Here is a 1162-nt window from a genome sequence, read left to right as displayed (position 1 = left end):
TTGCTTGACTGGGAAAAATAAACTGCAAATTCTCAGGGTTTGAAGCAATCTCGAAAAACGCTTGACTGTCACTAAAAAAGAAAGGACGCAAATACAAGCGCTCCGTTTCAAAAAAAGAAAACATTGCTAATTTGGTCCAAATATTCATAATCACCTCAACGGCTTAGTCTTCAACGAGTGTAATATCTGCTCCAAGACTACGCAATTTTTCAATAATATCTGAGTAGCCACGAAGGATAAACTCAATATTCGTAATTTCAGTCTGGCCTTGAGCCATCAAGCCAGCGATGACAAGTGCAGCACCAGCTCGCAAGTCTGTAGCTTTTACACTTGCCCCGTGTAAGTTACGACCACCGTTGTAAATAATGTGATCGTTTGTAGTCGTAATATCCGCATCCATTTTTGCTAACTCAAAGACATGATTGACACGTTTCTCATAAATCGTATCAATAATCGTTCCACGACCTTGCGCAGTTAGTAAAAGTGGCGTGATAGGCTGTTGCAAATCGGTTGCGAACCCTGGATAGGGTGCAGTTTTGATATTGATGGCCTTTAAACCAGACTGTTCTTCAACGAAGATACTGTCTTCTGAGACCGTCATACGAACGCCCATTTCCTCTAGTTTGGCGATAAAGCCTTCTAAATGTTCATAGAGAACGTTGTTAATGCGAATTCCTTTTCCTATCGCTGCAGCAAGTGAAATATAAGTTCCAGCTTCGATACGATCTGGAATTACTTGGTGACGAGTCCCATGTAGTTTCTCGACACCATCAATAATGATAATATCAGTCCCTGCACCACGAATATGGGCCCCCATGTTGTTCAAAAGGGTAGCAACATCGATAATTTCCGGTTCACGAGCCGCATTTTCAATGACAGTACGTCCCTTAGCTTTAACCGCAGCAATCATGGTGTTAATAGTTGCTCCAACGCTGACGGTATCCATGTAAATACTTGCGCCATGAAGCCCCTTACCTTGGGCAGATAAATTCATATTATCTCCCTCATAGCTGACCTTAGCACCCATGGCTTCAAAGGCTTTTAAGTGAAGGTCAATCGGACGAGGTCCCAGATCACATCCACCAGGAAGTCCAACTGTAGCTTCACCAAAGCGACCTAAAAGACTTCCGTAGAAATAATAAGAAGCACGCAAGCTATTAAT

At 42.5% G+C, this 1162-nt stretch carries 1 protein-coding gene and 1 pseudogene; both read right to left on the bottom strand.

Going from position 1 to position 1162, the window contains the following annotated elements; translation table 11 throughout:
• Positions 1-148 (bottom strand): annotated as a pseudogene (locus GMD4S_RS09145) (GNAT family N-acetyltransferase); the annotation flags it as partial.
• 15 nt (positions 149-163) lie between these two features.
• The coding region (locus GMD4S_RS09140) for a UDP-N-acetylglucosamine 1-carboxyvinyltransferase (RefSeq protein WP_000541993.1) at positions 164-1162 on the bottom strand (999 nt) is incomplete at its 5' end.

The sequence above is a fragment of the Streptococcus sp. GMD4S genome (assembly GCF_000296955.1).
This window is presented reverse-complemented; position numbering and strand designations above follow the sequence as displayed.